The sequence below is a fragment of the Leisingera sp. F5 genome, assembly GCF_001593695.1.
The window spans coordinates 1-1,179 of the sequence record NZ_LUKH01001224.1; the positions used below are offsets into that span (position 1 = coordinate 1).

Below are 1,179 nucleotides of genomic sequence, written 5' to 3' on the forward strand. Positions count from 1 at the left end.
GCATTGACACCGCAGGGCCGGTATTTCGCAGCACAGGCGCAGAAACTGCTGGATCGAGCCAAGCGCCTGGAAGGCCCTGAAGGGGCCGGTTCCGGGCAGCAACGGCTTATGCTGGTCTGTTTCTCGGACCTTGCGCCGTTCCTGCTGGCCCCCGCACTGAAGGCCTTGCGCAAGGCCTTGCCTGGAGTGGAGATCAGACACCGCGCCTGCGGGTTCGAGCCGCTGATCACCGCGCTGACCGAGGGTGAGGCGGATCTGGCCATTACCTATGACCTGGGTTTGGATGCCGGGTTCAGCCGGGTGGAGCTGGACCGGTTTTCGCCTCATGCACTGGTGCCGCCTGAACATCCGCTGGCGGAGCGCAGCCATCTTTCCCTGGCAGAGGTGACGTTGCATCCGCTGGTGTTGTCGCAGGAGGGGCTGTCGGTGCAGCACATGCTGGGGCTGTTCAAGGCGCAGGGACTGGTGCCGCAGATTGCACACCGGGCAGATTCGCTAGAGCTTCTGCGCAGCTTGACGGCCAATGGCGAAGGGGTCGGCATCAGCTACAGCCTGCCGCCTGGCGGGAGGAGTTATGATGGCAAACCACTGTGCGCTGTACGGATCATAGACCAAGCCGCAGAGGAGCCGGTTATTCTTGCGGCGCATACGCAATTGCCGGACGCTTCGCCGGCCTTTAAGGCACGTGAAATTCTGCGCACAGTGCTCAATGCCGGCAGATCAGACCTTGCGCAGGCGGATCACCACATCGACTGAGGCGATCTCCATCCCTTCCGGCGCCTCCGGCAGTTTGTGAATCACCAGTTCTTGTGCGGGCGCGTCGCTGACGCGGCCCTCATCCTCCCAAAAGAAATGCGGATGATCATGGGTGTTGGTGTCGAAATAGCTTTTGGAGCCGTCCAGCGGGATCTCTTGCAGCACGCCGGCGTCGCAAAAGGCGCGCAGAGTATTATAGACAGTGGCCAGCGATACAGCGGCGCCTTTTTTCTTGGCCGACTCGAACAGGCTTTCGGCAGTGATATGGCGGTGTTTGCCGTCGCCGACCAGCAATTCGGCAAGCGCCACCCGCTGCCGGGTGGGTCTTAGCCCGGCCTCTGTCAGCCAGCGGGTGGCTGTGTCTTCGCTGTTTGGCGTCATGAGCAGATCCTGCATCGCGTTGCTGACCGTATATATAGGTGC

Annotated in this window: 2 protein-coding genes; one reads left to right on the plus strand and one right to left on the minus strand. The window is 61.7% G+C overall.

The genetic code is table 11. The features are described 5' to 3' along the window. The coding region (locus A2I95_RS40315) for a LysR substrate-binding domain-containing protein (protein WP_291737936.1) at window positions 1-756 on the plus strand (756 nt) is incomplete at its 5' end. Here the strand turns inward: A2I95_RS40315 and irrA are convergent. Further along, window positions 721-1,137 (minus strand): iron response transcriptional regulator IrrA, encoded by a 417-nt coding sequence (gene irrA, locus A2I95_RS40320; protein WP_027257565.1) that lies wholly within the window; start codon window positions 1,135-1,137, stop codon window positions 721-723. The genes A2I95_RS40315 and irrA overlap by 36 nt on opposite strands. Window positions 1,138-1,179 lie beyond the last annotated feature (42 nt).